22 protein-coding genes and 5 pseudogenes are annotated in these 26498 nt (G+C 59.1%); 9 read left to right on the top strand and 18 right to left on the bottom strand.

Features of this window, described 5'->3' with window-relative positions:
- Positions 1-261: 261 nt before the first annotated feature.
- The 3 genes and pseudogenes from P0204_RS18335 to P0204_RS21185 all read right to left on the bottom strand — a co-directional run.
- Positions 262-966, bottom strand: coding sequence for a class I SAM-dependent methyltransferase (locus P0204_RS18335; protein WP_276223686.1), 705 nt, complete (start codon positions 964-966; stop codon positions 262-264).
- Positions 966-2342 carry a radical SAM protein gene (locus P0204_RS18330; RefSeq protein ID WP_276223685.1) on the bottom strand — a complete coding sequence of 459 codons (1377 nt, stop codon included), beginning with the start codon at positions 2340-2342 and terminating at the stop codon, positions 966-968. Before P0204_RS18330 ends, P0204_RS18335 begins: the two co-directional genes overlap by 1 nt.
- A 23-nt stretch (positions 2343-2365) precedes the next feature.
- Positions 2366-2452, bottom strand: a pseudogene (locus P0204_RS21185) (hypothetical protein); the annotation flags it as partial.
- Positions 2453-2612: 160 nt separating this feature from the next.
- Here P0204_RS21185 and P0204_RS18325 point away from each other — a divergent pair.
- From P0204_RS18325 to P0204_RS21005, 4 genes are all read left to right on the top strand, one after another.
- Positions 2613-3359 carry a DUF547 domain-containing protein gene (locus tag P0204_RS18325; RefSeq protein WP_276223684.1) on the top strand — a complete coding sequence of 249 codons (747 nt, stop codon included), beginning with the start codon at positions 2613-2615 and terminating at the stop codon, positions 3357-3359.
- A gap of 39 nt (positions 3360-3398) precedes the next feature.
- Positions 3399-3914, top strand: coding sequence for a peroxiredoxin family protein (locus P0204_RS18320; RefSeq protein WP_276223683.1), 516 nt, complete (start codon positions 3399-3401; stop codon positions 3912-3914).
- Between the two features lie 126 nt (positions 3915-4040).
- Positions 4041-5219 (top strand): hypothetical protein, encoded by a 1179-nt coding sequence (locus P0204_RS18315; protein ID WP_276223681.1) that lies wholly within the window; start codon positions 4041-4043, stop codon positions 5217-5219.
- A 372-nt stretch (positions 5220-5591) separates the two neighbouring features.
- Complete coding sequence (locus P0204_RS21005; protein ID WP_336406474.1) at positions 5592-5795, top strand: ADP-ribosylglycohydrolase family protein; 204 nt, start codon at positions 5592-5594, stop codon at positions 5793-5795.
- A 68-nt stretch (positions 5796-5863) separates the two neighbouring features.
- Here the strand turns inward: P0204_RS21005 and P0204_RS18310 are convergent, their stop codons facing one another.
- Positions 5864-6187, bottom strand: coding sequence for a DUF6788 family protein (locus P0204_RS18310; RefSeq protein ID WP_276223679.1), 324 nt, complete (start codon positions 6185-6187; stop codon positions 5864-5866).
- 127 nt (positions 6188-6314) lie between these two features.
- On the opposite strand from P0204_RS18310, the pseudogene P0204_RS18305 reads away from it, so the two are divergent.
- Positions 6315-6431: pseudogene (locus P0204_RS18305) on the top strand (IS1595 family transposase); the annotation flags it as partial.
- Between the two features lie 146 nt (positions 6432-6577).
- On the opposite strand, the gene P0204_RS18300 reads toward P0204_RS18305, so the two are convergent.
- Entirely contained in the window at positions 6578-8092 is a 1515-nt protein-coding gene (locus P0204_RS18300; RefSeq protein ID WP_276223678.1) for an aldehyde dehydrogenase family protein, read from the bottom strand.
- A 215-nt stretch (positions 8093-8307) separates the two neighbouring features.
- Between P0204_RS18300 and P0204_RS18295 the strand changes: the two genes are divergently transcribed.
- On the top strand, positions 8308-9501 hold the full coding sequence (locus P0204_RS18295) for an iron-containing alcohol dehydrogenase (RefSeq protein WP_276223677.1): 1194 nt from the start codon (positions 8308-8310) through the stop codon (positions 9499-9501).
- Positions 9502-9643: 142 nt separating this feature from the next.
- Here the strand turns inward: P0204_RS18295 and P0204_RS18290 are convergent, their stop codons facing one another.
- The 5 genes and pseudogenes from P0204_RS18290 to P0204_RS18270 form a co-directional block, all read right to left on the bottom strand.
- Positions 9644-10447 (bottom strand): IclR family transcriptional regulator, encoded by an 804-nt coding sequence (locus P0204_RS18290; RefSeq protein ID WP_276223676.1) that lies wholly within the window; start codon positions 10445-10447, stop codon positions 9644-9646.
- A 507-nt stretch (positions 10448-10954) separates the two neighbouring features.
- Positions 10955-12123, bottom strand: a pseudogene (locus tag P0204_RS18285) (ABC transporter ATP-binding protein).
- A gap of 20 nt (positions 12124-12143) precedes the next feature.
- On the bottom strand, positions 12144-13913 hold the full coding sequence (locus tag P0204_RS18280) for an ABC transporter permease (RefSeq protein WP_276223674.1): 1770 nt from the start codon (positions 13911-13913) through the stop codon (positions 12144-12146).
- 61 nt (positions 13914-13974) lie between these two features.
- Complete coding sequence (locus P0204_RS18275) at positions 13975-15336, bottom strand: ABC transporter substrate-binding protein (protein WP_276223673.1); 1362 nt, start codon at positions 15334-15336, stop codon at positions 13975-13977.
- A gap of 308 nt (positions 15337-15644) precedes the next feature.
- Positions 15645-16940, bottom strand: a complete 1296-nt coding sequence (locus P0204_RS18270; RefSeq protein ID WP_276223671.1) for an MgtC/SapB family protein — start codon at positions 16938-16940, stop codon at positions 15645-15647.
- Between the two features lie 172 nt (positions 16941-17112).
- Here P0204_RS18270 and P0204_RS21180 point away from each other — a divergent pair.
- Positions 17113-17704 (top strand): annotated as a pseudogene (locus P0204_RS21180) (IS6 family transposase).
- A gap of 473 nt (positions 17705-18177) precedes the next feature.
- Positions 18178-18576 carry a response regulator transcription factor gene (locus tag P0204_RS18265; protein ID WP_276223669.1) on the top strand — a complete coding sequence of 133 codons (399 nt, stop codon included), beginning with the start codon at positions 18178-18180 and terminating at the stop codon, positions 18574-18576.
- Between the two features lie 212 nt (positions 18577-18788).
- Here the strand turns inward: P0204_RS18265 and P0204_RS18260 are convergent, their stop codons facing one another.
- From P0204_RS18260 to P0204_RS18235, 6 genes and pseudogenes are all read right to left on the bottom strand, one after another.
- Positions 18789-19019 (bottom strand): hypothetical protein, encoded by a 231-nt coding sequence (locus P0204_RS18260; RefSeq protein WP_276223667.1) that lies wholly within the window; start codon positions 19017-19019, stop codon positions 18789-18791.
- Between the two features lie 71 nt (positions 19020-19090).
- A complete protein-coding gene (locus P0204_RS18255; RefSeq protein ID WP_276224006.1) occupies positions 19091-19270 on the bottom strand; it encodes a hypothetical protein in 180 nt (59 codons plus the stop codon).
- A 335-nt stretch (positions 19271-19605) separates the two neighbouring features.
- Positions 19606-20247 (bottom strand): annotated as a pseudogene (locus tag P0204_RS18250) (GAF domain-containing sensor histidine kinase); the annotation flags it as partial.
- A 23-nt stretch (positions 20248-20270) separates the two neighbouring features.
- Positions 20271-21653, bottom strand: a complete 1383-nt coding sequence (locus tag P0204_RS18245; RefSeq protein WP_276223665.1) for a glycosyltransferase family 2 protein — start codon at positions 21651-21653, stop codon at positions 20271-20273.
- A gap of 44 nt (positions 21654-21697) precedes the next feature.
- Positions 21698-22846, bottom strand: a complete 1149-nt coding sequence (locus P0204_RS18240; protein WP_276223663.1) for a HEAT repeat domain-containing protein — start codon at positions 22844-22846, stop codon at positions 21698-21700.
- Positions 22839-23216 (bottom strand): response regulator transcription factor, encoded by a 378-nt coding sequence (locus P0204_RS18235; RefSeq protein WP_276223661.1) that lies wholly within the window; start codon positions 23214-23216, stop codon positions 22839-22841. The genes P0204_RS18240 and P0204_RS18235 overlap by 8 nt, the downstream gene beginning before the upstream one ends.
- Before the next feature lie 320 nt (positions 23217-23536).
- On the opposite strand from P0204_RS18235, the gene P0204_RS18230 reads away from it, so the two are divergent.
- Positions 23537-23749 (top strand): hypothetical protein, encoded by a 213-nt coding sequence (locus P0204_RS18230; protein ID WP_276223659.1) that lies wholly within the window; start codon positions 23537-23539, stop codon positions 23747-23749.
- 215 nt (positions 23750-23964) lie between these two features.
- Here the strand turns inward: P0204_RS18230 and P0204_RS18225 are convergent, their stop codons facing one another.
- Both P0204_RS18225 and P0204_RS18220 read right to left on the bottom strand, forming a co-directional pair.
- Positions 23965-25359 carry a PAS domain-containing sensor histidine kinase gene (locus P0204_RS18225; protein WP_276223657.1) on the bottom strand — a complete coding sequence of 465 codons (1395 nt, stop codon included), beginning with the start codon at positions 25357-25359 and terminating at the stop codon, positions 23965-23967.
- 414 nt (positions 25360-25773) lie between these two features.
- Positions 25774-26439 (bottom strand): helix-turn-helix domain-containing protein, encoded by a 666-nt coding sequence (locus tag P0204_RS18220; RefSeq protein WP_276223656.1) that lies wholly within the window; start codon positions 26437-26439, stop codon positions 25774-25776.
- Positions 26440-26498: the final 59 nt, after the last annotated feature.

Raw genomic sequence — 26498 nt, 5'->3', positions numbered from 1 at the left:
GAGTGAACGCCGATGGCGGACGTTCCGGAAATTCGTAGCATATCCTGACTCCGGGTCTCTGCTGATCTCGCGGGTCCGAGGAACTTCCGCAGAGTCCCCTTTCGGTCCAAGTTGTGCCGTTGCAGTCGGGGGCTTCATCGAACTCACAGTCCTCTTTTATTACTCGCGGCGACTGTACACCTTCGCCAGCAAGAGGACCGCGGGACCGAGAGCGCTTCTCGGCTCGATCGAACGGGCGCCGCGTACCGTTTCGAGACGTGCTTACCCTCGTACGGTCGCGACCACCGAAACGTAGCTGATATCGCCGGATTCGGTAGCGGATTCGAGGGTCTCAATCGCCTCTAGGGCCCGCTCGCCGCGCTCGCCCATTACGCCAAGAAGCCCTTCGTAATCGATCCGGTCCGTCACCTGGTCACGCATTTCGAGAAGGTCGTCGTGGTGGTCCGAGACCGTCTGGATCTCGAACCCGGCGGCTTCGACGCGATCGGTCAGTCGGTCGCGACCTCTCGCCCCAGTGAGACAGAGCGCCTCAGCGACGGTGTCAGGCACGTCGGGCCGGTTGCCATCGACGACGACATCCGAGAGGGCGAGTCGCCCACCGTCACCCAACACGCGGTTGGCCTCCGCCAGAGCGGCGTCGAGATCGGTGAGACAGAGGACGCATTCGGCCAGCAAGACGTTCACACTGCCACTTTTGATGGGGAGGGCCGTCGCGTCACCCTGTACGGCCCGGTCGGTGCTCGGTTCCGGGTCGATTCCGATGGCGTCCGCACCACGGTCCTGGGCCACCGAGAGCGCGTCGCCAGCGCCACACCCAACATCCAGCAGCCGCGTCTCCGGGCCGACACCCGCACGGTCGAGCAACTGCGCTGTCGCCGCCGTGCCGCCGGGATGGAGTGGTCCTTCGAGCATCGTGTCAAGCATTCCCCACGGGTTCGAGAGCGCGGCGTCGAGCAGCCCCGACATCACTCGCCCTCGCAGTCGTCTGGCACGCAGCCACCGTCCGTGGCTGTGCCGTCACCCTGATAGCCCGCAGCCGAATCGGCGGCGGGACGGTCTCCGTCGACGGCGTTTCGGCCGCCCCAGTCGTTGCGGTTCCGGAGTGCGTACTCGCCGTCCTCTGTCGTCATGTTATAGCCACAGAAGGGTACCAGGTCGCCGTCGGTCGTCGGCACCGAGATACAGCAGTTACTCAGCCGATTCACGTCGGCCGCGTCGGCGTCCATGAATCCTGTGAACGAGACGGGGACCACCTCGTCAAACAGACCCTCCACGCCGCCAGGGACGTCGACTCCACAGCAGCCGGCGGTCTTGCAGGCCCACTCCTCGCCGGCAGCGGTACCGGCCAGTAACTCCATGTAGTCGCCCTCGTCGACCATCCCCGAGAGCATATCCCAGAGCTGGTCGTCGACGTACTGCGTGAGCGGAACGAACGATTCATCGGTTCTGGTGTCGTCACAGTTGGCCTGCCCGTCCGTCTCCTCAGTGCTGCAGCCAGCGGCAGCCGTCGCGTCCGTATCTTCGGGGACGAAGGCCGTCCCGATCTGGCAGTAGGCCGAACAGCAGGGGGCGGGCAGCATATCCCGCGGGTCGAGGACGTCTATCTGCTCGGCCAGCAGCCGCGTCGCGTCGTCGATGGCGAACCGGCCGTCGTTCGAGGCGTATCGGCCGAAGTGCGCGACCGGCTGGAAGTTCACCGACCGGACGATATCACGGTTTCTGAGCGCGAACTGGACGATGTCGCCCATCTCGTGGTCGTTCACGTCGGGGACAACAGTCGGGACGAGCACGACGGGCAGGTCCGCCTCGCGGCAGGCGTCGATGGCTGCGTGTTTCTCGTCGACGAGGTCGACCTCGCGTATCCGTTCGTAGGTCTCGCTCGTCAGGCCATCGAACTGGAGATAGATGGCGGTGACGCCGGCGTCGGCGAGTTGCTGGGCGTATCCCGTTTCGGTCGCCAGCCGAATCCCGTTCGTGTTCACCTCGACGTGGTCGATGCCCCTGTTCCGGGCGCGCTCGACGAGTGCTGGGAGGTCGTCCCGGACGGTCGGTTCGCCGCCAGAGAACTGTATCGGCCGGCCACCCGCGTCCTCGACGGTGTCGAGCAATGCTTCGATTTCCTCTGTCGAGCGGTGTGCGCCGCCGGGTCCCGAACTCGCGAAGCAGTACGAACACGAGAGGTTGCAGTCGTCGGTGACCTCGACGACAGCGAGACAGGCGTGGTCGTCGTCGACCGCAGATCGCCGCCGTCGAACTCCGGGTCCGGGCCGAAGTCGGCGGCCCAGTCCCAGTGGTCGAAGGAGCCCCAGACCTTCCGGCTGGCCGTCCCGTGGTCGGCACACTCCCGGGTCAGGAACACGCCGCCGTCCCGCTCTTCGTACTGGCCGGGGACCTGTTCGAGGCAGTCGGGACAGAGGCTCGTCGTCGCCGCGAGGGCGTCACTGTCATCCATACCCAGGGGGAGGATTGGATTTCAATAAGCGTACCGGGGTTGTGCATCGGAGCGATGGAGTGGTGTGTCGTGGCCAGTGGTGTCTCGCCGCCTTTCGCCGGTGCGCAGTCGCCCTGCCAGCCCGCGCAACCCTTTTTCGAGATGCTCCCCGAACCACGGTATGGCAGGCCAGCCTACGGCGACCGCTCGGGCGGACGACCTTGACCCGTCGCCGACCACCCTCGCCCAAGACCTGCTGGTCGCCTGCAAGCGCGGCGACCCAACACACGAATTGCGGGCTGCTCTCGCCGCGCTCGACGACGACGACCTCCGCCCGCTGCGGACGGACCGCCAAACCGCGCTCGCGTTCTGGCTCAACTGTTACAACGCCGGGACGCAGTTGCTCCTTGCCGAACAGCCTGCACTGTACGACAGTTCGTTTCGCTTCGTCCGGTTTTTCTGGGCGCCTGCGATCACGGTGGCGGGTACCTCGTTGAGTCTCGACCGCATCGAGAACGGGTTGCTCCGCGGCGGCCGCTCGCAGTACGGCCTCGGCTACCTGCCGAAACTGCTGGTCACGACCTTCGAGCACCGCCATCGGCTGCCCGACTGCGACCCCAGAATTCATTTCGCGCTGAACTGCGGGGCCGAGAGTTGCCCCGTTATCCGGGCGTACGACCCCGAGCGCATCGACGAGCAACTGGACCTGGCGACGCGGCGCTATCTGGCCTCGACTGTAGCACACGACGCCGTCGAGAACGTCGTCCGCGTCCCCCGCGTGTTCCTTTGGTTCCGCGGCGATTTCGGGGGGACGGCGGGCATCCGTGCGTTCCTTCGGGAGTACGACGCGATTCCCGACGGTGTGGCACCGAAACTCCGCCACTTACCTTGGGACTGGTCGAAAGCGGCCGGAAAGTTCGTCGAATAGAGCCATGTTGTTTAGCCCGTCCAGCCGTTACGGACTCGTATGCCAGAGCCAGTCCCGGACTTCTCGCTCACGAACGTCGCCGCCGGCCCGGACCCGTTCTCGCTCGCCGCCCTCCCGGACAGTGTCGACTTTGCCGTCCTGTTTTTCCAACGGGACCACTACTGTACGAACTGCCGAAAGCAGGTCCAGCAACTCGCCGAGCGCATCGACGACTTCCACGGACGGGACGCCGAAGTCGTCTCTATCGTTCCGGAACCGGTCGAACGCGTCGAGTCCTGGCAGGAGTCCTATGACCTCCCGTTCCCGCTGCTCGCGGACCCCGACATCGAGGCGGGGGAAGCCTACGACCAGCCCGTCCGCTTCGGTATTCTCGGCCGTTTCTCGGATTTCTTCGGCCGGATGCCGGAAATCGTCGTCGTCGACAGACGCGGAACGGAGCCGGAAATCGCCTGGGTTCACAAGGGCTCCTCGACGTTCGACAGGCCCGATATCGACGAGATTCTGGCGAAACTCGACTCGCTGAACGATTCGGACGTACCCTCGGAGATGGTCTAGTACAACTTTCTAGAAGCCGAGGGGACGAGCCGAGACCGGCAGTATTCTGCAGTCACCGAGCCAGTCAGTACGCCGGCTAACTGGTTCGCACAATACTGATTACAGTATAGCTGGTAAGTGCGCTTGATGGGGAGCGATAGTTGGCTTCTGGGGATGGTTTGTTTCGATACAGTTCCAGAGACAATCGTCGAAGACGTACTCGAGGCCTTCCTGCAAAATGGCTTCGCGACACATGCTGGTCAGGCGAAGGGCCTCGAAGCGGTCGAAGAGCGTATCTATCGGGACTCAGAAGTTGGTTCTAGGTCGGGATCATCTTCGCCCGATGGCAACGTCAAGGTGTGGTACGACGCGGACGATGGGTATACCCATTCGAATCGCAACTACACTGTCGATTTTCGGCTGAGCGACCCGGCAGATGACATCGCCCCGATAACGATCAGAGGTCCGGGCGACTGGCTGGACCACACGACACAGGACCACGACGTCCAGGCGCAAATTGAAGCGCTCGTCGACGCGTTCGAAGCCCTCACCGAAGCTATCGATCCGTGGATGGCGATCCTCGCTATCATGCCCGACGGACGGAAAGTTCCGGAAGGCAATCCGCCCGATCACGGGATCGAGAAACTCCCCTTCGTGACCGTATTCGGGGAAGAATCGTTCGACCACTTCGGCGGCCGCGAACATGTACTAGACACGCCAGTCTACGAGACACGGTTACTCGATACGGGTAGCGTCCTCGTCAGAGTCCGAGATATGCCTATCGTGAAGTTGCCACTCGATGAAGGGCCTCCAGGGTCCCCGGAGAAGCATCTGTTAGAGGGACTCTCAGCCGACGACCGGGACCGATTCGTCGACCCATTTCGTGACCTCGAGGACGGCGGCCTCGCAACGGATCCAGTAATGTGCGAGGCACACGCGCCGTTCGAGTGGGATGAGATGGACTACAAGCTGTTTCCGGATCTACCTGACCGCGATGAACACTGTCACGTAATCTGTGTCCGTCGAGAGGGTGCGAAGCTTTGGGAAGCACACAACGGGGAGTTTATTCGGCGACTCGTCGACGAAAGCGGAGAGCCGATTGGGGAGCTCCCTGAGTCTGTTCCCCCAGATCAAGAATTTATTTCTACTGCGATTCGTTCCGCTTACGAGGAGGATCCACCGATGCATATGTATCGAATGGACGCCACGGAAGAACCAAGCGTCTACGCGAGATTACGAGGTATGGACGCCGTCCCCCGAGGAGAGAGTATTTGGGAGAACCGGGACACACCGGCGGCGACCAGAGAGCAGAGCAGTCAGAACTGAGTGACTGGCTACCGACGAGAGGCAGGCGGATGCGATAGATTAGACGACAGCGCAAATCTCGCTCTTGTGCAAAGCTGCGGAAGCACGACGGCCGTCGATGAGCAGTCCCTTCTCCAAAGTACTGTGAGGAGGCCGGTATCGCCAGAAACACGTCCGTAGTAAAATACACGACGAGGGACGCTACGGCATCTTTCCACAGTTCTACACAAGAGCGACAAGGGTCCCCACGAGCTGAGGGGTGGTATCATCCAAAGCCGGGAAGAAAGCCCACGACGTCAATCATGGTAACAAACCACGAGCGTCGGAGTGGACGGAGACTTCAGCTTGCACCTGGGTACAAGTGGCTGCCACTGGTAGATTCACCGGCAGCCGATGGATGCTCTACTCGCTGCGAAAGGTGCGCCCGTCGGGCTGGCGTGTGGCGACGCGTTAAGTTGCCCCGTAGAGTTCCAGTCACCCGCGCAAATCACTGACCAGTACGGGACGCTCACCGAGGTGGTCGGATATGGAACTCATGGCACAGCAGTTGTGAACTCGCTTGAGGCGACCGCAGGTATCGAAGTTGATGCCCAATAATCGCCGACCGGGCCACACCACAATTGCCGAAGCTCCCAACAAGATGCCGTCAGCGCTACCGAGATAATTCAGTCATCCGGGTCGACCGGCCCTTTATATTTGGATGTCACCGTATCACCTTCTCGCCACTGCCAGTAGTAGTAACGGTTGTCGTTGATCTCCTTGATCGTGATCGTCGCCTTCGACGGGACGTCGTCCGGAAGGTCGTCCGGTCGCTCGTCGATTTCTTCGCCCGCCGACTCCTCCTCGAGACGGGCTTCGCGAGCTTTGTGCTCTGCCAGCTCCTCGGCGTAGCGTGCGACGTGCCGGAGCCGGTCCGGCGAGTAGCCGTTGAGTGTGTTGACGACAGCTGTCGGGAGTTCCGCCGGCGGTGTCGGGGGCTCGTCGGACATTGGCGGTCGCCTCGTGTTAACCAACAGTGGGCGTATCGGCATAGGTTTGTTGGTTAATACGGTCCGCTCTTACCCAAAGCTGCGGAAAGACCGTATCGTTACACTGAGCCGGCGCTAATGTGGCGATATGTCTTCTGCTCAGCCAGCTTTCGGGGCGATGTTTCGAGAGCCGATCGAGCTGGGCGTTGTCGAGATCAACACGAAGCCGCTCGATGCGGGCATCGAGTGGCGACTCAAGGAATTCAGAACTATCGGATCGCGGGGGAACAATACGCGTATATTCCGAAATGTGACGATAAAATCGTCAATGATATCAGAATATCTGCCAAGATATATACATAAATTCACATATAGAAGTGAGTATGGCCAGTAACCGGTCGTCTCGGCAAGTTATAACGACGGATCGTCAAGGTTCACGTATACACTCTTTGTCCGGCGGTAGTGGTCTAGTGCCTCTAGTCCAAGGTCCTTGCCGAAGCCGGACTGTTTGAACCCGCCGTAGGGTGCTTCGGGCAGGATCGGTCCGTACTCGTTGACATACACCAGCCCGGCATCAAGATCGTCTGCCGTCTGATGGACGCGCGAGGTACGCTCGGTACCGATCCCAGCAGCAAGCCCGTACTTGGTGTCGTTTGCGAGCGAGATCGCCTCATCGTAGTCAGCAAACGTGTTGATTGTCTGGACTGGGCCGAAAATTTCCTCCTGTGCAATAGTCATGTCGTTTGATACGTCACCGAAAACAGTAGGTTCGACGTACCAGCCGTCAGCCAGCGCGGGATCGTCCGGCCGTCCACCACCACACAGCAGTGTTGCTTCTTCTCGGCCGGTCTCAATGTAGTCGGTGACTGTCCGAAACTGGTCCTCCGAGGTGAGTGGCCCCATCGTGGTTGCCTCATCCAGAGGGTCCCCGAGGACGTACGATTCTGCCTTCTCGACGAACCGTTCGGTGAACTCGTCGACGATAGACTCGTGGACCAGTGCCCGGGACAACGCATCACAGATCTCGCCAGTGCTGTAAAATATCCCGTCAGCGACTGCGTCAACAACTTTGTCGAGGTCAGCATCAGGGAACACAATAAACGGTGACTTGCCGCCGAGTTCGAGCGTAACAGGCGCGACACGGTCCGCCGCCGCCTGCATCACACCACTGCCGACGTCGGTACTTCCAGTGAAGGAAACCTTCCGTACGTCGTCGTGCTCTGCAAGTGACTGCCCCGCTGTACTCCCACTACCTGTAATGACATTAAGCACCCCATCCGGGAAAATATCGGCCGAGAGCTGCGCGGCCCGGATCGTTGATAACGGTGTCTCACTGGAGGGTTTCAGCACACAGGCGTTCCCAGCGGCCAGGGCTGGTCCGAGTTTCCACGCTGCCGCCCAAAGTGGGTAGTTCCACGGCACGATTTGACCCACGACGCCGTAGGGCTCGTGTTTCATGTAGAGGTGGAGGTCGGTGGCAGCGGGCGCCTCGCTGCCCCGCTGTGCACGACAGACTGACGCGTAATACTCCAGCGTATCGATGGCCCCCTCTATCTCACCCTGGGCCTGTGAGATTGGTTTTCCACAGTCCAGACACTCAAGCAGTGTGAGTTCTTCGAGATGATCTTCGAGCGTGTCGGCCCACTCGAACAGCAGCGAGGACCGGTCGCGTGGGACCGTCGACTCCCACGTCCTGTCGAACGCGTCCCAGGCCGCAGTCACTGCCGCATCTACCTCGGTCGCCGTGCAGTCAGGCACAGTGAGCATCTGTTCGTCGATTACCGGGTCGTAGACTGCAACGGTATCGTCGGTCGTGTGTGTCTCGCCATCGATCCACGCCCCGAACTTAGCACCGGCTCGCACCTCATCGTGTTTTGAGACGTGATCACGGTAGAGATCGCTACGGTCGGGAGGTTGGCTGCCCATATCGTGTGATCGAATGAGTCGGAGTAAAAAGTACCGGCTAGTGTCCAGACAGCGTGTTTCAATTCCTCACTTGGGTACTGTATGCTCTTGCTTGTTCCAGTACATTAATATTTGATGGGACAGAAATTGGCATGAATGCGACAAGAAAGCCCTTGCTGCGTCCGCAGTGCAGCGTGTCTCAACCGCTTGGAAACCACAGGGGAGCGCCGATACCGATGAACGAGCACACCCTTTCGTTCCCGATTTGGGTCGAGTTCGGTAACGGCAAAAGTGACCGGACAGGGGATGTGATCGACTCTCAAGGGTGGGACAGTGCGCTGGTCGTGACCGACCAGGGGATCCGTGAGGCCGGCATCCTGGACGGAGTGCTTTCATCGCTGGAGGCTTCGGGAATCGAATACGATGTGTTTGACGAGGTCGAACCCAACCCGACAGTGTCGATGGTGTCAGCAGCCGTCGAGGTCCTGACCACTGGCGGTCACGACGTAGTCGTAGCCGTCGGCGGGGGAAGCGTCATCGACACGGCGAAATGTGCGACCCTGATGACGACTAACGAGGGAGACTTGGAGGAGTACGAGGTCAGTACACCCGAGGAGGTCACAGCCGGCAACATCGACAACCACACCCATCCTCTGGTGACTATCCCAACGACGGCTGGCACAGGCAGTGAGGTCGACTACTGGGCCGTAATCACGTCCGAAGAGCGGGAGTTTAAGATGGCGATCGGCCAGCCGCCGCTGTACCCGAACGGCCCGTACCTGGGCGCGGAAATTTCGCTCGTGGACCCGGAGTTGACCGCCTCGCTGCCGCCACGCCAGACGGCTGCGACGGGCTTTGACGCGTTCTCGCACGCACTGGAAAACCACGTCGCAGCGGGGGCGCCGGAACTGGTCAAGCCATACACGCGTCACGTGATGGGGCTCGTGCCGGAGTATCTCCCGGAAGCCTACGAGACCGGTGAGATGGAAGCCCGTGAGCAGATGCTGTTTGGCTCCCACATGGCGGGGTTCTGCGAAAACTTCGCCGGCTTCGGGGCGATTCACTCGCTGGCAGAGGTGACAGGTGGGATGTATCCCGGCATCCCCCACGGCGAGGCGATCGCTGTGTTCACGCCGCCGGTGATGCGGTACAACCTTGCGGAGTATCCCACGCGGTACGCCGAGGTCGCGGATGCGATGGGGGTCGACGTATCCGGACTCTCGGACACCGAGGCCGCCCATGCGGCTGTCGACGCTGTCGAGGCGCTCATCGATGAAGTCGACCTGCCCTCGACACTTTCAGAGGTGGGTGTCGAGGAATCGGACCTCCGGACCATCGCCGAGAAGTCACTCGACACGATCGAGATACACGACAATCCTCGGGCGGCCGATGCCGATGATCTCTACGAGATAGCCCAGGACGCGTACTGACAGAGCCGCTGTGCCAGCCCTGGAACGATCCAGGGCGGCGGTATCTCCCCTTCGACCAGCGGTGGCGTCACTCTCATTTGTATCAAACCAGCCGTACCCCTTTGGAGACGCGTGCAGTCAATGTGAGGACGAACGTCGCCGCTCACCTGGGTTGAGCGAGCTTGGCTTCGAGTTCCGAAACGACATCAACCAACGCGTTCGGTATCTCCTCTTCGAGCACCATCCCATCCACACGGTAGGTCGGGCCCGAGACACTGAGTGCGCCGATCACCTGGTCGCCAGGGCCGTGTACGGCCTTCCCGACACTTCGCATCCCCTCAGTGTAACCTTGGTTGTCGATGGCGTACCCGCGATCCTGAATCGTCGCAAGTTCGTCATACAACTGCTCGCGGCCGGTAATCGTGTACTCTGTTCGAGCGGGGAGGCCCCACCGGTCGATAATCGCATCGACCCGGTCCCGTGGATACGTCGCCAGGATGGCCAACCCGGACGCAGTCGCGTGCATCCGGTAGTACGACCCCGTCCGCGCACGGTAATCCTTCGACCCACCACCCCGCCCCGAATCGTCGTATTTGGCCCATTTGTGGTAGGATTCGGCGATAGTGATGATCCGGCCTCGGTCCGGCGCCACGAAGTCACACTCCTCCTCTGTCCGCTCTGTCAGGGTTCCGATCGCTTCGTCGATATACAGTGACCCGGGCCACCGACTCCGGGCTTCTTCGCCGAGATTCAGACATTTCAATCCGACGTGGTAGGTCTCTCCGCGTTTGGTCAACAAGCCGTTTGCCTGGAGCGTCTCCAGATGTTTGTGTGCCGTACTCTTGGCGACGTCCAGCTCTGACTGTATCTCCCGGAGTCTAGTCCCGCCCGTCTCCGCCACGATATCGAGAATTTGCAGCGATAGCTGGGTCGTTTCGACGGTGTACTGTTCGTCTGTTTCGGTCATAGGTAACGCCAGTGCCCGAACCAATATAAGAGTACGGTAGAACGAAACTCACTGGGCCTGACTACCCACCGAACTTCCCTTGTGTCACTCTGTGACATGACAACGCTCTAGAGTTCGACTGAGCGAAACAAGATAGCGGGATGCCCGCATTGAATAACAGACGTACGGCTATTATTTTGACGAACACCCTGTATAGACATATCAACCACGGACACTGGTAACGAAGGAATGGGTCGGGCGATTGATGTCGCGTTTTAAAAGTTTGATTCAGCGAAACAGTTCAGGCTGGGAGCAGAGGTCCGTACACGTCTTCCAGTCTGTGAACCCAGTTTCGTGCCCCGTGAGTGCGTTCACGAATATCGATGCACCAGCGGCCGCAGAATGCCACTGATTGGCTTTTGAGAAAGACACCACTCGAAGGCCATCATCGGCGAGTTGAGCAGCGCAGAAAAAACGGCGATATCACTCTGTTTCAGTGATAGTTTCCACGGTAGCTTCCCGGCCTGCTCAGGACTGTGACCCCTGTTCTACCTGCTGCTCTTCGGCGACATCGTGTGAGTGATAGACGCAGTCACCGGTCTGCTGGTCGAACAGGTGTAGCTTGTTCGGGTCAGCGACCAACTCTATCCGCTCCCCTTTTCGACCTCGTAATGTGGGTCTACCTGCACAGTGATCTCTTGGCCTGCGAGCATTCCGTACACGAGTTTCACGTCACCCAGTGGCTCGGTCATATCCACCTCAAGCGTGATTGGTTCCCTCGGGCTGTGGTCGAACGTATCGACCGGGTACAGGTCCTCCGGCCGGACGCCAAGCGTGTACCGGCCCGACTCGACCTGCGGGGCACCACCGAGTGCGACCTCGAAACTCGTCGCTTCGCCGGTCTCACCTGTTGCCAGCCGCTGGGTGTTGGATGTCCGGATGTCGACGGGCAGAAAGTTCATCTGTGGACTCCCGATGAACTCGCCGACGAATCTGTTGGTTGGCCGGTCGTAGAGCTCCTGTGGCGGGTCGATCTGCTGGAGCTCGCCGTCGTCGAGAACGGCCACACGGTCACCGAGGGTCATTGCCTCGGTCTGGTCGTGGGTGACATACACCGACGTGGTCTGGACTTTGTCGTGGAGTGCGGCCAGTTCGGAGCGCATCTCGACACGGAGCTTCGCGTCCAGATTCGACAGCGGTTCGTCCAACAGCAGGACGTCGGGGTCACGCACGAGGGCGCGTCCGATCGCCACGCGCTGTCGCTCACCACCTGAGAGCTGGTTGGGTTTGCGGTCCAGATACGCCGAGATCCCGAGCGTCTCGGCCGCCTCTTCGACCCGTTGGTCGATCTCGTCCTGTGTGTAGTCGCCGGCCGAGTTCATGCCGAAGCTCATGTTCCGCGCGACGCTCATGTGAGGGTAGAGCGCGTAGTTCTGGAACACCATCGCGACGTTACGGTCCTTGGGTTCTAGGTCGTTCATGACGGTTCCGTCGAACCGGAGTTCACCGGAAGTGATGTCCTCTAACCCGGCAATCATCCGAAGGGTGGTGCTCTTGCCACACCCACTGGGCCCGACGATGACCAGGAACTCGCCGGGCTGGATCGCCACATCGAGATCAGTGACAGCAGTGACATCGCCGTACTGTTTACCGATACCATCGAGCGTAATCGGGGTCGCGTCTGTGTTTGAGGTCATAGGTTCGTGTGTCTCGGTGATTACTTGGTCTGCATACTGACTGTGTCAAGCAGCGGTTCCCGCAGGGCAAGCATGAGCACCATCGGAATCAGCAACGTAATGACTGCGCCAGCCATGATAAGTCCCCAGAGTGCTTCGCCGGCGGTCGGGTTGAGCTGTGCGAGGCCGACCTGGAGCACCTGCTTTGACTGGTCGTTGATGATTATCAGCGGCCACAGGTACTGGTTCCACCCCCAAATGAAGGCGATGGTGAACAGTCCCGCGATCATGCTTTTCGACATCGGTATCAACACGTAAACCAGGAATTTCAGCGGGCCGACCCCGTCGATCTTCGCACTCTCGACCATCGAATCCGATATCGAGCGGAAATGCTGTCTGAGCAGAAGCACCGATGTTGCGCTCGCGAAATACGGGACGACGAGTCCCAGCATCGAATTCTCCCAGTTGAGCGAGACCATGATTTCGTACATCGGAACGATACGGACCGGCACAGGGAGCGCTAAGGTGAATAGGATGAACAGCAGAATAAGCCGCTTGAACGGGAGGTCGTAGTACACCAGCGCGAGTGCCGCGAGCAGCGCGATGCCCACTTTCCCGACGGCAATCGCCAGCGCCATAATCAGGGAGTTGACCAGATAGGTCGCGAAGTTGGCTTCGAAAAGGACCCGCTGGTAGTTGCTCAGTCCCTCCGACCCGATTCCGGCGAGCGTGCTGCTACTTATCTCTGTACTCGGTTGCGTGCTCATCAGCACGGTCATGATGACCGGCAACGCCAGGACGACCAGCGATCCGATCAGGCTCAGGTGCAGGGCGGGCTGTTGACGGAGCCGTTGTTTGACCACGCTGAGGTCTATCAGCTGACCGGCCTGCTGTGTCGTCTGGCCCTGTTCGCTCGCCATCTCAGGTCCCCCGTAATGCGCAAACCGGTCTGAGAGGTACAGCTGTCCGGCAGTGAGCAGCCCGATAATCGCGAACAGCACGAGTGATTTCGCCGACGCAAGCCCGATGACGCTGTTGTTGTACGTCATCCAGATGTCGTATATCAGGATATTTAGTGTGTTACTCGGCCCGCCCGAAATCTCCTGAATCACCGGGAACGGCAGGAAGAACGCGTTCACCGTGTTGACGATAGCGAGAAACGCAAGCGTCGGGGAGATCATCGGAATGTACACCTTGGTGACCAATTGGAAGCTCCCAACCCCGTCAATCCGGGCGGTTTCGTTGATCGACTCGGGAATCCCACTCAGTGCCGCCATCATGAAGATCACGTTGTATCCGATCATTTTCCACATTGTTGCCCCAGTCGCGAATATCCAGGCCCACAGCGGGTTCGTCGTGAAGTCGAACGCAAACTGGATTCCGACGGCTTGTGTCGCGACCGTGAGCGCCTCTTTAAACAGGCCGACAGTCGGATTGAACAGGACGTCCATGATGTTGGCAGTCACGGCGAACGAGAGCGCGTACGTAAAGATCGCAGCGACAAGGTAGATCGTTTGCCCAGCCGACACGCGGTAGATGAGATAGGAGAGGTACAGTCCGATGAGCATCGACCCGGCGACGACGATGAACGCGAATACGAAGCTCATCAATACAGAATACTGAAACGAACCGCTCGTCGCGAGCGTCGTGAAGTGGTCCCAGCCGTTCGGGATCTTCTGTACGCCCCCGATGGTGCGGACACGACTCAGTTGAATCGTCTTCCAGGCCGGCCAATAAAAGAACGCGAGGCTCACGACGAGCGTTGGTAGCAACAACAGGACACCTTGAATCCGGTTGCGGTACACCTGCATATGTTAGCCCTCAACCAAGCCAACCATTATAAAATGCATTACTCTATCCAACTACACGGACTCAGTACGAGACCCGTTCGTACGAGCCGAGGAGTTCATCAGCCTCACTTTTCATGTCAGCCAGCGCCTGGCTGACATCTTTTCCTTGCCACATCCGGTCAGTCTGATCGATGATCAGGTCCGTTGTCCGGGGAAGCGTGCCCATGAAGATTCCCTGGGTCGCAGGCGCAGCTTCCCACTGCTGAAGCTGATTGAACGCGGTGTCGTAGAGCGGATTATCGGCAAAGAATCCCTCGTCTTCGAGTTGGGTGATTGACTCCTTGTGCGACGGGAAGTAGCCGGTGTTTTTGAAATACAGCGCCTGCTGTTCCGGTCCTGTCATACTCCGGAGGAACTTTCGGATTGCATCGCGTTTGGCATTGCTCCGGTCTTTGTCCGTCACCCAGACAGCAGCGCCACCGGTGCTGTGACCGCCGTGCTCCATGTTCGGTGTCGGCAGTCGGCCAACGCCGACATCAATCCCCTGGTCACGGAACCCTCCGAGGAGGTACGCTAGCCCACCGGATGAGTTCATATGCATCGACGCTGTTCCTTCCCTGAACGCCGTTTCGGACGCCCCCCAGTCGTTTTTGCCGGGATAGTGATAGAGGTCCGCCATGTCGTTGATCCACCAGTCGAACATCGTCTCCGCGGCGTCACTGGCCAGGAATGTCTTAGTCGGCGCACCCTCCACACCGTTCTCTTTGTTACAGAACAGTTGTTGCTGTTCCGAGAGCCAACTCATCGTCCACCAGGCAATGTTTGGCCAGCTGATCCCCTTCTCAGCAACGCCTTGATCAACAATCTGCTGTGAGTACTCCTTGACCTGTTGGAAGGTCTGTGGCGGTGACTCCGGATCGAGGCCGGCCTCTCTGAAGTGGTTCTTGTTGTAGTACAGGAGGATCTGGGAGTTGTTGAACGGGAGCGACCAGAGTTTGCCTTCCAGTTGACTCCAGCCGATTGCCGGCCCGATGTACTGGCTCGTGTCGAGGTCGGGCATGACGTCTCCGATGGGTTTGAAATAGCCTGTGTCACGGGCGATGACCGTACTGTTCTTGCCGAGGTGCGCGATGTCCGGGGCGTTGCCGGCCTTGGCAGCGGAGAACACGGCTTTCTGCGCCTCACCGTAGGATCCCTGTGCCGACATCTCGACAGTGATATCGTGGTTCGATTCAAACCGGTTGATCATCTCGTTGAACGTCTCCTCGTAGTAGCTTCCCCACGCGGGCCAGAACTGGATTATCGTTGTTCCGCCCGTCGTTCCACCGGTTGAGGTCCCGGTGTCGGTGCTACTTGATCCGTCACCACTCGATTCGTCACCACTTGATCCGTCACTGCTATCCCCGCTACAACCTGCCAACCCGACGATGGTTGCGGCGCCCACTCCTTTGATAAAGCTTCGACGATAGCTATCTCTTGTCATGCATTTATCTTCCAGTGTCGCATGATTATTAAACTTTTATTATATTTGAGCGGGTCGTTTTAGTTAGGCGTGAAAAGTGAGGCCGGAGAACTAATTACTCCCCTCGATGAACTGTTCCGTCGAGATTGCTAATAGCACTGGTGTACGTCGTCCAGAGTCCCTCATCTCGAATGGTGACACGTCAGCAGAAACCGTTTCTGGCGAAATCGCAGGCCTTCCTCTGCCGTAGGGGTCGCGGCGGCCCCGTGTTACTCCGATAGCTCTGCCTGTCATGTCAATTGGAGACTGACAACCACACCACCGATTCCGATCAGCGATAGGTAGAGTGACTTTCGCACTACCGGCGCTACCAGTGAACGGTTGATACTCGTTGCAAACCCGATTTTCACGAGGATACTGGAGAGGGTTCCGGCCAGCACACCCTGTGCCGCTACTGTCGGCGCTATCTGACCAGTTGACGTCAGCGTCACTGCAGTCGTTGTTGTCGTGCCGCTCGAAACGATGCCGCTGAGGAAGCTCGTAAGCAGGAAGCCGGCTGTTCCGAAGATGCGCTGTGCGCCAGCGGTGAGAATCAAGACGGCAAGAAAGAGCACGCCGAACTTCAGCGCATTCGCGCTGCTAAACGGCGAGTCGAAGTCCAGTTCGAGATCACCCTCCCAGTCGCTATCGTAATATGCGAGTCCGACGCCACTGATGGCGATCAGACCGAGCGGCAGTCCAACGCTGACAGCCGATTCGGGGACGAATGCGACGATGATCGCTAAGTTCCGGACGGCCATCGCTGCATCAGCTATTAGTATCGTTCCCACTGCTAGCTCTGTGATTCCCACGTTGTTCTTCGCACGGCCCGCGATTTCACCGATTACGGCGGTGGAGTTCACCAAACCGCCGAAAAAGCCAGTGACAGCGATCCCCTTACTGCCGTATCGTTGCATCACGATATAGTTGACAAACCCGATCCCACTGACTGCGATCACCAGCATCCAGACCAGTTTCGGATCAATCGCATCCCACGGTCCGTACGTTCCGCCAGGCAGGAGCGGATACACGACAAACGAGATGATCGCAAACTCACCGGCACTACGTACTTCCTCTCGCGATAACTGGTTCGCAAACCCGTGTAGCTCCCTCCGAAGGACTAGTAGGAACGACGACGTTATGCCGATGATGACGCCGATCAGGACGTGATTGGCTCCGACTAGAATCCCGACCGCGTACGCGACGAGGAGTGATGTCGACGTTGTCAGGGATAAGCCAGAGTCACCATCGTCGCCGGTCCACTGTGCGACTATACCCCGAATCCCGAGCAACCCCCCTTGTACGAGAACCAGTGCTCCTCCAGCAGCGAGGAGGATCGTCTCGTTGAGCGACATTGCGGCAGCCCCGACCAGGCTGGTCAGGGTAAACGTGCGGATGCCCGCCGACTTGTTGGCCCACTCTCGTTCGAGTCCGAGCAGCATCCCCAGTGCACCTGCAATAAAAAGGTTCAGTATCTCAGGATCGACTTTTATCGCCTCTATACCTCCGAAAACAGCCGTGTTCGCGATTGCACTCAGTACAGTCATCTTAGCTTACAAGCGGTTGTTCCGTCATTTTTATATATCCTATATACTACTACATTCTGTATTTAGACCAATATACTGATGGGTAATAGATGTTGGCCCTGAGGGTGGGGTCGCGTTAAGTTGAAGGATGAGGTGGACGGGATCAGAGTGTCTATGACCATCCCAGTGGACTATCGTGTGGCTCGAATTGTCGTTTGTGGAGCGTCGACGGACTCCTGAGTGGGCGATTCGAGTGGGCATTCGGTATCATATATAATATACATCACTTAAGTATGTAAATCAGTTTTTCGATAGGTTGGGCATCCCAACGCAGTCGTGTCTCGATCCACGAGTAGGTTCACTAGACCGATCTCAACGGTGACTGCGGATCAGTTCGCGGTCGACGAAAAGATGATCGGCCTCCATAGGCAGAAATTTTGGCTGTACGGCGCTGTTGATCCCAAAACGAACAAAATCCAGTGTCAGCCTCTTTCCGACGGTGACGAAACAGAGACACGGTGAGTTCTAGCCGAACTCCACCATCGAGATCAGCTTGACGACGTGCTATTTCTTGTCGACGGTGCTGATTATCCCGGTCCAGTTCTGGCTGGAGATGACTCCGATTTCAGACGCTCACACATGGAAATTGGACTGCTATCAAACGTATATTCTGAAAAACAGAACAACAAACTTCCTCATTTACGAATAGTTTCAGCCATGTCGAGCTAGAGACAGCTCAAGAGTGGCTCGAAGCCTTCGTCTATCATAATTCACGCCAAATTTAACGCGATGGTTGTATCCATCCGGGAGAGCCTCGTTGAGGGTGAGGAGTCACCGTTACAATTCCGGTACTCTCTTTCCGTATTCAGATCCCCCGCTGCCAGAGAAAATCCGAAGCGCTTTGCCACCTATGCGCTCGCAGTCTCGCAGATTTCGAATAGTTCTCGGGGTGAAGAAATGATCCTATTCTGCTTGACCCGGTCATCTTTATCGCGCTATTTTGCCCTCTCTGGGAGGCGGAGACGATCTTGACACGACCGAATCGCTCCAATCCTTCAGTAGTATCGACAGCGAGGTAAACCTCAGTCCTCGGTCAGTACAGGGAGTTAGTACATCAGTTCGATTTTGACGCTGGAGACGCCGAACTGGCTGTGCAGTAGGCTGGCGGACAGTAGGTTGTTACAAACCACCAAGCTCGTGACTGCTACCACACTAGTAAGGAAGCACTCCGATTACGATACACCAGTTACTTCTTTCCGTGACCTCAGTTTCGCCCGATCGTGACAGACAATCACCGCTCCCTACTGTTCTTCTTGTTGAGGACGACCCAGATGTGCGGGAAATATACGAACTCTATCTTCAGCAGACATACAATGTGCAGACAGCAGCGAACGGTGCTATCGCACTCGGACTGATTACCGACGAGATTGACCTCGTTTTGAGCGACCGGCGAATGCCCGAGATGTCTGGGGACGAACTTTACACCCGGATACAAGAGCACGCTATCGAGGTCCCGTTCGTAATGGTCTCGGCAGTTGACGCCGAAGAGTCAGTACCGGACGGTCTTGATGACTATCTCACTAAGCCGATTGCCCGCAGCGACCTGACTGCCTGTATCAACCGACACATCTCGGCCCCGGTTGTCGCGAGGGACTGACCGACTCACAATTATAACCGCCGACAGTACCGACCGCCGCCGGGTCAGTCAGACCCAGCCAGGAGAGCGTCCACACCGGACAGTCGGTCATCCGCTTGATGACAGTGGGGGTCGTCCGCTCCGCCGTAGTCGCCGCTCGGACTCGTTGAGGACCGGGCGGACAACCAGAAGATAGCACGCTCGGAGCGCGTCGACGGTCAGCCCGGTATGGTTCAGAGGTCTGAGATACAGGCGGAACCGCTCGTCGGACCGACGGGCGGCGTGGCCGAGTTCTGCGATCGCCCGTTCGAGCCCTCGTCCTCGACCACCCTCCGGATGCGTGGGTGTCGACGCCGGTCCCTCGTTTTTTCCCGGGCGATGGCCAGCAGAAGGTAGACGCGGTCCTCGCCGAACTCACAGGACTCGACCAGCGGCTCGATGTCGGCGGTCAGGAACGGACTCATCGCTGCGTAACAATAGGGATATCCCAGCCACGTGGACTCGTCTCACGTCGGTCGACCCCCGGAGCGGCCGGTCACTCCGGCCGGGAAGCCGTCGCCGGAGTCTCCGTCACGGTGCCCACGCCCGAGAAGACAAAGCGGGTGCCGGCGTCCGTCACACGGGCCTGGCCCGTCCAGCCGTGCCCGGAGACGACGCGTTCGATGATGAGCAGGCCGAGCCCACGGCGGCCGTCGCCGTACTCGCCGCCGAACAACGAGTCCGCAACGTCGGCGGGCAACCCCGGACCCGTGTCCTCGACGGCGAAGCCGTCGTCGGTTCCTCGACGGTCACCCGGGTCCCCGGGCCGCAGTGTTCGTCGACGTTCCTGAACAGGTTCTCGAAGAGGTGGCGGAGACGAGAGGCGTCCGCCCGGATCGATCTGTCGTCGACGATCTCCAGGGTCGCGGTGTCGGGGTCGATCGTGTTCCAGGCACTGCGAGCGACCTCCGAGAGCCGGACCGACTCCCGCTCGCCGACGTCGATGCCCTCCCGGGCGAGCGACAGCGTCTCGGTGATCATCTCATCCATTCGATCGAGCGAATCGAGGGCCGTCTCGAGATACTCCGATTCCGGTTCCGAGACCGTCTCGGACGCCAGTTCCGTGTACCCGTACGCACTGGTCAACGGGTTCCGCAGGTCGTGTGCCAAAACACCCGCAAACTCGTCTAACCGCTCGTTCTGTGCGTCCAGAGCCCGGTAGTGACGTTCCCGTTCGATCTCGTGGCCGATCCAGCGGGTCAGCAGTTCGACGAACCGCTGCTCGTCCCCGTCGAAGGACCGATCACGGGGTTGTTCCCCCGAGAAACACAACGTCCCGTAGATCTCGCCGTCGACGGTGATCGGCGCCCCGATGTAACACTGGAGGCCGGTCACTTCGCGCGCGATGTCGTCCGCGTAGGCCGACGACCCCGCGTCGGCGATCATCAGTAGTTCCTCGTCGTCGACGACGTGCCGGCACCAGGTGGTGTCCAGGTCGTGGACCGATCCGGCGGAGTAATCGCCGCTCTCGATCGTCGAGCCGACGACCTCGTACTCGCCGTCCCCGGTGAACGAGAGTACCCCGTAGTCGACGTCGAGCCGGTCTCGACCGACGGCGATCGCCCGTTCGATCTTCTCGTCTAGCGTCGCCGACGAGTCCGCCCCGAGCTCGTAGAGATCCCGGAAGTAGTTCCGTACCTCCTGTTCGGACATAACCCGTCTTCACGGCCGAGTCACTAATCGTCCCGGGTCGAGAAGCCGGTCCGCTCCATGGCCCCCCAAGTGTCCACGCCCCTGAGGTACTCGAACAGTCCCTGCCACGCGACGATGGTCTTCCACTGCCGGTAGCCGAAGTTCTCCAGGACGCCGTACCAGAGCAGCCGGAGCACCTGCCACGGGCTATCGTAGCGGTTGAAACTCCAGACCTCACTGAAGACGCCGAACCACGAGAGGAAGATCCCGAATCCGGTCGTCAACAGGAAGAAGGCGAGGAAGAACTCGACGTTCAGGAAGCCGAAGTACCAGGCGAGGGGCAACAGGACGTAGCCGATCCCCTCGATCAGCGGGCCGACCGTCTCCGCCATCACGAAGAAGGGCATGACGAACCAGCCGACGCGCCCGTATCGTGGGTTGCCGACCATCCGCCGATGGGTGACGACAGTCTCGACCATCCCCCGGTACCACCGTCGGCGCTGTCGGCCCAGGACCCGGCGTGTCGAGGGGACCTCCGTCCACGCGACTGGTTCCGGGACGAAGTCGACGGTGTACTCCCGGTCGGTCTCCTTGAGATGGCGGTGGAGCCGGACGACGATGTCGAAGTCCTCGGTGATCGTGTCGTGGCGGTAGCCGCCGATCTCACGGACCGTCTCGGTCTGAAACAGCCCGAACGCGCCCGAAATAAGGATGAGGCCGTTGAGCCGGTTGAGCCCCAGTCGGCCCGAGTAGAAGGCCCGGAGGTACTCCATCACCTGCAGTCCGGCGAGCCCGGTTTTGGGCAACGACACGTCCTTGACGACCCCGTCCTCGATCCGGCAGTTGTTCGCGACGCGGATCACGCCGCCCGAGGCGACCGCCGTCGTCGGCGCCTCCAGGAAGGGCCTGACCAGCGACAGCAGCGCCTCCCGGTCGATGACCGTATCCGAGTCGACCGCACAGAACAGCGGCATCTCGGTGAGCCAGAGACCGGCGTTGAGCGCGTCGCTTTTCCCGCCATTGTCCTTGTCGACGACGAGCAACTCCTCGTAGATCCGCGAGCGGTAGACGCCGTGGATCTCCTCGGCAGGGACCTCGAAGGGGATGTCGGCGTCGACTGGTTCCAGATCGAAGTGCTCGACCAGGCGCTCGACGGTCGCGTCGGTCGAGCCGTCGTTGACGACGACGACCTCGATCTCCGGGTAGTTCAGCGACAGCATCGACTGGACGCTCTCGACGATCGTCGCCTCCTCGTTGTACGCCGGGAGGACGATCCCGATCCCAGGGTAAAACGGCGACGTGAACTCCCGGAAGGGGGTCCCACTCGGACTCGCGGACGTCGTCGCGAAGCTCCAGCAGCGCCAGGACGTGCAACAGTAGATAGCCGGCGTTGATGGCGGCGTAGTAGCCGACGACGAACACGCCAAACACCAGCAGCGCCGTCCCCACGACGTGTTCCGGCGAGTGCATCCTACCCACGCACCGTCCCGGCGGTCACGCGACCGGCGATGCGGTCGTACTCCGAGTGTTCGAAGCTCCAGTCCCAGGCGGGCCCCAACACCGCCGCCGTGTCGTGGTCGACGTGGTCCCGGCGGCCGACCAGCGCCGTCGTCCCGAGTGTCAGCGCCCGGGGGTCGGTCTCCTCGACGAGCGCGAACAGGAGGACGGTGATCGCTTCCCGGTCGCCCCACGAGGCGAGCATCTCGTACACCGCCGCGCGAACGCGGGGCGAGGGATCGTCGGTCGCCCGTTCGAGGAATAGCTGGTCGCGGAGCGATGCCCGCCAGCCGAAACTACCCAGTGTGTCAGCGGCCGCCGCCCGGATCGCCTCGTTTTCGGTCTCCAGGGCGGCGGTCACCCACTCTAAGCTCCGGTCGCCGACGCTGGTCTCCAACTGCGAACAGACCGCCAGTACCTGTGCGAGCAGCGGCTCGGGCCAGTCGCGATAGTGGCTGCTCGCGCGGGCCAACAGCGGCTCCGGGTCGCTACGTGCGACACGGTAGAGGGTGTCCTGACCGAATACGCTGAACTGCTCGTTCGCGCCGTCGAGCAGGAGTGATACCCCCGTCTCCGCGTCGGGGAGCCGGTCACACGCCTGCAAAAGTGTAACCGCCGCGGCCCGCTCACGCGGGGTCTCGGGCTCGAACGAGGACTCGACGTACGGCTCCGGCCGCCGGAGCAGTGTCAGCCACGTCAGCGCGTGGAGCCGTCGGTACTCGTTCCCGCTCCCGAGCCGGCGTCGAGCCCGGTCGGGAATCCCGAGGGCGTCGCCCAACTCTCTGAGCCGGTCGGCATCGCTGCCGTCGAGTTCCCGGAGGTGTTCGTCGAGCAGGGATTCGAGGACGCGCCGTTCGGTGCGTGAACAGTCCGCGACGAGTGCTTCCCAGTCCGGGTCCTGACTGAACAGCCGGCTCAGTAGTTCCTCGCGCAAGTCCGGTTTGACCCGCTCGCGCTGGGTGTCCTGTACCGAGTGGTACACCGAGAGCCCAACCGTCAGAAACATCGAAACCGCCAGCGCAAGCGCGATCACGAGTGCCAGCATGACCACGACGACAGTCAACGGGACCGTGTAGCCGAACGCGACCACGTCGCCCGTCTGGAGCACGACCGGCTCAACCATCCATCTGCCTCCGGACTCTGGCGACGAGCTCCGCGCTCCGGAACGGTTTCGTCACGTAGTCGTCGACGCCCGCGTCGAATCCTTCGAGGACGTGTTCCTCCCGGCCACGGGAAGTGAGCATCACGATCGGCAGGTCCGTCGGGACCGCGAGTTCTCCCTTGCGGACCATCCGGGCCAACCGCGTTCCGTCGAGGCGGGGCATCATCACGTCCATCACGACGAGGTCAGGCCGGTAGTCGGTCCCCAACAGGTCGGCCGCTTCGCGGCCGTCCTCGCAGGTCCGCACGTCGTAGCCCGCCGCTTCGAGCCGGTGGGAGACGAGCCGCCTGATCGTTTCGTCGTCGTCGACGACGAGTATCTCACCCGGCATCTATGCACTCATTATTAGCCCGTCGACAAAAAGACAGTCATGCCGACGGGCTCTTGTGGCTCTGTGGCTCCCGGTTGGAGCGTGTATGGACCGTCGTCGCGTGCTTCACGTCCGAGCGCACCTCCAGCACAACGACCAGTTTTCCTGGAGAGAGCTGGCACCGTGAATACGGGGTCGACGGGGCAAATCGAATCCACAGAGACGGAGTCACTAGACAGTTCTCACAGAGCTGATTTCAGCACTGTGGGATGAACCAGTTGTTCCGTGGGTATGCGTGTTTAACAAAAAGAGGTATCCCTCCGCTGACGGTATTCGAGCGTATGGATGCCCTCCAACATCTGTACCGTAGACTTGACAACCGAGTACGGGGTCTCTCGCGGCTCTCGTACGCTCTGCTCGTCGGCCTCATCTCCGCGGTGGCCGTATTCGCTGTCAGAAGCTTGCTGCCGGGGAATGGAAGTTTCGGCCCGATCGCGATGGGCGTCTCAATGACTGTCGTCTACTACGCGCTCGACCCGAACAACACAACCTGACGCAACTCGCACTCACTGTACTGACCGTCGGTCTGCTCGGTCGAGCATGCTGAGATAATCACGACCAGGTATTCTATTCCAACTGAGAGCTGCCACCTCTGATTGGCTTGGGCCCGCAAGCACAATACGACGATACGGACCGAAAAGACAGAATCCAGAGAATTGATTTCAGCACTGTTGGGATGAACCACCTTCTCAGTGTGGCTGCGTATTTGTCACTGATCGATATCGATATCAGTGAACTCAAATCGGGCTCCACCATCAATCCCCTCGACGATCTTAACCTTCCAGCCGTGGGCCTCTGCGATCCGTTTGACGATTGTCAACCCAAACCCGGTTCCGCCACTTGCCGAGGTATGCCCAGCATCAAACACTGCCTCACGGGCGTCTTCCGGAATCCCTGAACCAGTGTCTTCGACGTAAATTCCGTGTGTATCGATTTGGCCGACTCGGACAGTCACGTCCGTCCCGCCGTGTTCAATTGCGTTCCGAAAGAGGTTCTCGAATATGTGTTGGAGTCGACCCGGATCACCAGTGATCATGACTTTGTCTTCAATCTCGATGGTAGCCTCATCTGATCGTACGTTCTTCCAGCACTTTCCGACTAAATTGACTAAATCTATCGGCTCTTGATCTGAGACAACTTGGCCCTGTCTGGCAAGTGTGAGCGTATCAGCGATGATTTCTTCCATCCGGTCAAGTGATCTGCTGATGGGAGGGAGATGGTCGCTGTCGCAGTCGTTTGCGAGGAGTTCTGACCGACCCTGTGCGACACTGAGTGGATTCCGCAGATCGTGTGACACTACGCTTGCGAACTCGTCAAGTTGCTCCTTTTGGCTCTGGAGCTGTCGCTCCTGTTTGACCCGCTCTGTGATGTTCCGTGTGATACCGATAATCTGGGTCACTTCGCCGTTGGTAAGAACTGGTGTGAGAACCGTTTGCCAAAACCGTGCGCCCGTCTCGACTGGAACCTCCTCCTCATACGAGATCGGTTCCTGAGTTCGGGCACACCGATGATAGTTTGCTTGGAGGTCTGTCCCGAGGTCTTCACCGAACACGTCGGTTGGAGTCTTTCCCCGGACTTCATCGGTCGAAATCTCGGTTTGTTCCTCGTAGGCACGGTTCAAACGTTCAAAGCGGAACACGTACTTCGCATCCGCTGACTCGACGTTTATGAAGAAAATACTGTCATCGACGTTCTCAAGGAGTGTTTTGTACTCTTTGGCAAGCGCCTGATGTTGGTGTTCCTTCCGTTTTCGCTTGGAGATGTCACGGCTATTCACGAGGATTCCATTGATATCAGGATCGTCGAGTCGGTTTTGTAGTGTCGCCTCGATCCAACACCACGAGCCATCGGCACGACGAAACCGTGTCTCGATTATCTGGGTGTCGTCGGGATTTGTCTGGATTCTCTCAATGGCGTCGGCAACAGCGTCACGGTCGTCCGGATGCTGATATTCGTAGCCGACCTCACCGACTAGTTCCTCTGGCTCATATCCGAGCATCCGGGTGACCGAGGGACTCACATACGTAATCGTCCCGTCTGAATCGATAATCGTCGCAATATCGGAGAACTCTTCGACAAGCTTTCGATGCAATCCCTCTGCCATATGAGTGGTATGACTGGACGAGATATAAACAGGGCCCTCAAATCCAGAAAACAACTCCGATGAGTATAACCTCTGAAGTAATCGACATTAGAACTGATTGCCGGCCAATGGTGTTTAGCCGGTCGCATCTACTTGCATGCTGGGAGAAGCACGACTAATTCCCTGGAGAGACCTGCCAACTCTGAGTAGGTGAGACGTATGAGTAAAAGTTGACTACATAGACACAGAGCCAACGGACAGTTCCTAAAGAGTTGATTTTGGATTTTTGGACCGGCCAGCTACTCATAGTGATTCGTGTATCGATTGTGCCAGCTTCAAGAGCTGTTCCGGTAGTCGTGCAAGATCCAGGGCACATAGTCAGCGCGAAAGAACCCAGTCATCAACCCTCACAGTATACTGGCGTCAGATTCGTAGTTACTCTGGAGCTTTGCTCTCAGCTAGCAGGGACGATATGATGAGTCGCCTGATTCCACGTCGGAGGAGACCACCCGCTGCAGGTTGCGAGATATCCAACTCAGCGGCGACTTCGTCGAGTGTTGCGTTCCGTGGTTCTTCGAAATACCCTGTTTCGAGTGCGACGAGGAGTGCTTCCCGTTGGCTATCGGTCAATCCAGCGTCCGTATTTCCTAAACTCGCGTATTCGTTCACGCGAAGTAACTCGATGTCAATGTCGTTCTCTTGGGCGTAGTCCCAGATCTGATGCAGGTCTGCTCGTTCTGTCAGCCAGATTGTGAACAGCCAAGCGCTTCCATTATTTTTCTTATTGAGGATAACACCATTCGCGTCTGAAATCACCGGTGAGAAAAGTATCCCTTCGCCACTGTATTCGACGCAATATATCGCCTCCTGATCTCTGGTTTCGATGACCCGTTCGAATTCAGCAACGGTATTATCATTCCGTAATCCCTCTTCGAGCAGGTGGAAGTCGGACGATTCGATGTAGTAATAGAAGGTTCTAGATGTTGGGTCAGTTCCCGCCTCTGAGACCGACATCACTTTCGAACTTTGGTCGTACGTGACCGACTTCGTACACACTATGTCGGGATGCTCGACCCGTATGTCGGCTTTAATATCGGTCATTGGTTTTAATTTGCCATTTTATTGTCTAGCTGCGAACCTATTTCCCGATACGTAACGGT

The organism is Haloarcula halophila (assembly GCF_029278565.1).
Taxonomy (GTDB): Archaea; Halobacteriota; Halobacteria; order Halobacteriales; family Haloarculaceae; genus Haloarcula; species Haloarcula halophila.
Note: the sequence above shows the minus strand (reverse complement) of the source record. Positions and strands in the feature narration are given on the sequence as shown.